The sequence below is a fragment of the Corynebacterium sp. MSK073 genome (assembly GCF_030232085.1).
Taxonomy (GTDB): Bacteria; Actinomycetota; Actinomycetes; order Mycobacteriales; family Mycobacteriaceae; genus Corynebacterium.
The window spans coordinates 1-5,266 of sequence record NZ_JASPIY010000027.1 but is presented as its reverse complement, the minus strand read 5'-3'; the positions used below and the strand labels follow the sequence as shown (position 1 = coordinate 5,266).

Below are 5,266 nucleotides of genomic sequence, written 5' to 3'. Positions count from 1 at the left end.
TGGTTTGTGGTGGTTTGTTCTTTTGGTTAGGTTTGGGCTTTTCACGGCCTATTTCAGGTTATTGTTCTGAAATTTTTCTTTTTGTGGAGAGTTTGATCCTGGCTCAGGACGAACGCTGGCGGCGTGCTTAACACATGCAAGTCGAACGGAAAGGCCCTGCTTGCAGGGTACTCGAGTGGCGAACGGGTGAGTAACACGTGGGTGATCTGCCCTGCACTTCGGGATAAGCTTGGGAAACTGGGTCTAATACCGGATAGGAGCCATCTTTAGTGTGGTGGTTGGAAAGTTTTTTCGGTGTAGGATGAGCTCGCGGCCTATCAGCTTGTTGGTGGGGTAATGGCCTACCAAGGCGGCGACGGGTAGCCGGCCTGAGAGGGTGTACGGCCACATTGGGACTGAGATACGGCCCAGACTCCTACGGGAGGCAGCAGTGGGGAATATTGCACAATGGGCGCAAGCCTGATGCAGCGACGCCGCGTGGGGGATGAAGGCCTTCGGGTTGTAAACTCCTTTCGCTAGGGACGAAGCTTTGTGTGACGGTACCTAGATAAGAAGCACCGGCTAACTACGTGCCAGCAGCCGCGGTAATACGTAGGGTGCGAGCGTTGTCCGGAATTACTGGGCGTAAAGAGCTCGTAGGTGGTTTGTCGCGTCGTCTGTGAAATTCTGGGGCTTAACTCCGGGCGTGCAGGCGATACGGGCATAACTTGAGTACTGTAGGGGTAACTGGAATTCCTGGTGTAGCGGTGAAATGCGCAGATATCAGGAGGAACACCGATGGCGAAGGCAGGTTACTGGGCAGTTACTGACGCTGAGGAGCGAAAGCATGGGTAGCGAACAGGATTAGATACCCTGGTAGTCCATGCCGTAAACGGTGGGCGCTAGGTGTGAGGGTCTTTCTACGACTTTCGTGCCGTAGCTAACGCATTAAGCGCCCCGCCTGGGGAGTACGGCCGCAAGGCTAAAACTCAAAGGAATTGACGGGGGCCCGCACAAGCGGCGGAGCATGTGGATTAATTCGATGCAACGCGAAGAACCTTACCTGGGCTTGACATACATCAGATTGGGCTAGAGATAGTTCGTCCCTTTGTGGTTGGTGTACAGGTGGTGCATGGTTGTCGTCAGCTCGTGTCGTGAGATGTTGGGTTAAGTCCCGCAACGAGCGCAACCCTTGTCTTATGTTGCCAGCATTTGGTTGGGGACTCATGAGAGACTGCCGGGGTTAACTCGGAGGAAGGTGGGGATGACGTCAAATCATCATGCCCCTTATGTCCAGGGCTTCACACATGCTACAATGGTCGGTACAACGCGCTGCGACACTGTGAGGTGGAGCGAATCGCTGAAAGCCGGTCTTAGTTCGGATTGGGGTCTGCAACTCGACCCCATGAAGTCGGAGTCGCTAGTAATCGCAGATCAGCAATGCTGCGGTGAATACGTTCCCGGGCCTTGTACACACCGCCCGTCACGTCATGAAAGTTGGTAACACCCGAAGCCGGTGGCCTAAACGTGTTAGGGAGCCGTCGAAGGTGGGATCGGCGATTGGGACGAAGTCGTAACAAGGTACCCGTACCGGAAGGTGCGGGTGGATCACCTCCTTTCTAAGGAGCTTTTATTAGGCTGCAGTTGCAGCCAGGACCCATAGTTGTGGGTTGCCTACACAGTTTGTGTGGGTTGGTGGTTGAGTAGGCGAGTGTTCTGCTGCCACCGATTGTTTGGAAATTCCGGGTAGGACATGCACCTTAATCGACAGTATCAAGTGTTTGAATGGTGCTTTGTGACATGCGTAAAAGTGTCCATGCATGCAAAAATGAGTGTTGATTGTACGTTGGTGCATTGTTGGGTGTCTGGGGCATTATCCCCTTTTTGTGTGCCTGACTGGTTGATGGATGCCATCTGTTGTGGTGGTGTGTGTTGCTGGTTTGGGGTGTTGTGTGAGAACTGTATAGTGGACGCGAGCATCTGCATGATGCCATCGGCCGTTTGTGGTTGGTGGTGTTTTGTGTGTGTAATGTGATTTTTCTTTTTTGTTTATTTTGTCAAGTTCACTTGTTGCTACCGCATGTGGCTGCATGGCTTTTTGTTGGTTGTGTGGTTTGTGTGTGGTGGTTGGTGTGTTCGTTATTGAGGGCGCATGGTGGATGCCTTGGCATGCTGAGCCGATGAAGGACGTGTAAGGCTGCGTTAAGCCTCGGGGAGTTGTCAATAAAGCGTTGATCCGAGGATGTCCGAATGGGGAAACCTGGCCCTGGTTATGTGGGGTTACCCTTCAGTGAATTCATAGCTGTTGTGGGGGTTACGCGGGGAAGTGAAACATCTCAGTACCCGTAGGAGGAGAAAATAATAATGATTCTGCTAGTAGTGGCGAACGAACGTGGATGAGGCTAAACCGTGTGCATGTGATACCTGGTAGGGGTTGTGTGTGCGGTGTTGTGGGGCCTGATTGTGTGTCATCTACCAGTGGCACGCCCTTTTTCGCATTGTTGTTAGGTGAAGTGGTTTGGAATGATCTACCGGAGTAGGTGAGAGTCCTGTAGCTGAAGATGATGATGTGGGGGTTGTTGGGTTCCCGAGTAGCAACGGGCTCGTGGAATCTGTTGTGAATCTGCCGGGACCACCCGGTAAGCCTAAATACTCAGTGTGACCGATAGTGGATAGTACCGTGAGGGAATGGTGAAAAGTACCCCGGGAGGGGAGTGAAATAGTTCCTGAAACCATGTGCTTACAATCCGTCAGAGCACTTTTTATTGTGTGATGGCGTGCCTTTTGAAGAATGAGCCTGCGAGTCAGCGGCATGTCGCGAGGTTAACCCGTGTGGGGTAGTCGTAGGGAAACCGAATCCTAATGGGGTGTTTTAGTGGCATGTCCTGGACCCGAAGCGGGGTGATCTACCCATGGCCAGTGTGAAGCAGCTGTAAGAGGTTGTGGAGGCGCGAACCCACGTAGGTTGAAAACTGCGGGGATGAGCTGTGGGTAGGGGTGAAAGGCCAATCAAACTCCGTGATAGCTGGTTCTCCCCGAAATGCATTTAGGTGCAGCGTCGTATTAGCTTGGTGGAGGTAGAGCGACTGGTTGGTTGAGCGGGACTACAATCTTAGCAATGTCAGCCAAACTCCGAATGCCATCAATTGTGTTGTGCGGCAGTGAGACTGTGGGGGATAAGCTTCATAGTCGAGAGGGAAACAGCCCAGATCGCCGGTTAAGGCCCCTAAGGGTGTACTAAGTGGAAAAGGATGTGGGATCGCGAAGACAGCCAGGAGGTTGGCTTAGAAGCAGCCATCCTTGAAAGAGTGCGTAATAGCTCACTGGTCGAGTGGTTCTGCGCCGACAATGTAGTGGGGCTCAAGTACACCGCCGAAGCCGCGGCAAGCAACTTACGTTGTTTGGGTAGGGGAGCGTCGTGCATGGGTGGAAGCGTTACCGTGAGGAGGCGTGGACTGTGTGCGAGTGAGAATGCAGGCATGAGTAACGAATTGTAAGGTGAGAATCCTTACCGCCGGATGACTAAGGGTTCCTGGGTCAAGTTCGTCTTCCCAGGGTGAGTCGGGACCTAAGGCGAGGCCGACAGGCGTAGTCGATGGATAACCAGTTGATATTCTGGTACCCGTACATGTGCGCCCATGATAAAGCACTGATACTAACCACTGCGGATACGCTACTAAGCATTCTTTGAGTGTTGGTGGTGTTGATGTCGTGGGGCCTGATGTGTGGTTCAAGTGATGGGGTGACGCAGTGAGGTAGCCGCGCCACTTAGTGGATTGGTGGTGTAAGCGTGTAGGCCGTGTGGTAGGTAAATCCGCTACACATGTGGTTGAGGCGTGATGCGTAGACCCAGTGGGGTTGATGGTGGTGATCCTGTACTGTCGAGAAAAGCCTCTAGCGAGTGTGTGTATGGCCCGTACCCTAAACCGACACAGGTGGTCAGGTTGAAGATACTAAGGCGTTCGGGTGAACTGTGGTTAAGGAATTCGGCAAAATGCCCCCGTAACTTCGGGAGAAGGGGGGCCCTGTGATGTGAAGACCCTTGCGGTTGGAGTGTTGTGGGGTCGCAGAGAATAGAGGGAAGCGACTGTTTATCAAAAACACAGGTCCATGCGAAGACGTTAAGTTGATGTATATGGACTGACGCCTGCCCGGTGCTGGAAGGTTAAGAGGACCGGTTAGTGACTTTTTTGTTGCGAAGCTGAGAATTTAAGCCCCAGTAAACGGCGGTGGTAACTATAACCATCCTAAGGTAGCGAAATTCCTTGTCGGGTAAGTTCCGACCTGCACGAATGGCGTAACGACTTCTCTGCTGTCTCGACCACAGGCCCGGTGAAATTGCATTACGAGTAAAGATGCTCGTTACGCGCGGCAGGACGAAAAGACCCCGGGACCTTCACTATAGCTTGGTATTGGTGTTTGGTTCGGTTTGTGTAGGATAGGTGGGAGACTGTGAAGCTATCACGCTAGTGGTGGTGGAGTCGTTGTTGAAATACCACTCTGATCGGATTGAGCATCTAACCTTGGCCCATGATCTGGGTTGGGGACAGTGCCTGGTGGGTAGTTTAACTGGGGCGGTTGCCTCCCAAAATGTAACGGAGGCGCCCAAAGGTTCCCTCAGCCTGGTTGGCAATCAGGTGGTGAGTGTAAGTGCACAAGGGAGCTTGACTGTGAGACAGACATGTCGAGCAGGGACGAAAGTCGGGACTAGTGATCCGGCACCTACTTGTGGATGTGGTGTCGCTCAACGGATAAAAGGTACCCCGGGGATAACAGGCTGATCTTCCCCAAGAGTCCATATCGACGGGATGGTTTGGCACCTCGATGTCGGCTCGTCGCATCCTGGGGCTGGAGTAGGTCCCAAGGGTTGGGCTGTTCGCCCATTAAAGCGGCACGCGAGCTGGGTTCAGAACGTCGTGAGACAGTTCGGTCTCTATCCGCCGCGCGCGTTGAAACTTGAAGAAGGCTGTCCCTAGTACGAGAGGACCGGGACGGACGTACCTCTAGTGTGCCAGTTATCCCGCCAGGGGTAGTGCTGGTTGGCTACGTACGGAAGGGATAACCGCTGAAAGCATCTAAGCGGGAAGCCTGTTTTAAGATGAGGTTTCTTTTGAGGTCCCCTAAAGACTATGGGGTAGATAGGCCAGACTTGGAAGCACTGTAAGGTGTGAAGGCTACTGGTACTAATTGACCAAGACAAACACACCACAACAACCCCCGAACACCACGTGTGGGGATGATTGTTGGGTGGACTTGTTCGAAGCGAGTAAACAAAATGTACACATTC

At 52.8% G+C, this 5,266-nt stretch carries 2 rRNA genes; both read left to right on the top strand.

Annotated elements, in window-relative coordinates:
• Positions 1–80 precede the first annotated feature (80 nt).
• Positions 81–1,598 (top strand): 16S ribosomal RNA (locus QP970_RS11455).
• A gap of 513 nt (positions 1,599–2,111) precedes the next feature.
• Positions 2,112–5,185: ribosomal RNA gene (locus tag QP970_RS11450) — 23S ribosomal RNA — on the top strand.
• The 16S and 23S rRNA genes sit together here, the layout of an rRNA operon.
• The last annotated feature ends 81 nt before the right edge of the window (positions 5,186–5,266 follow it).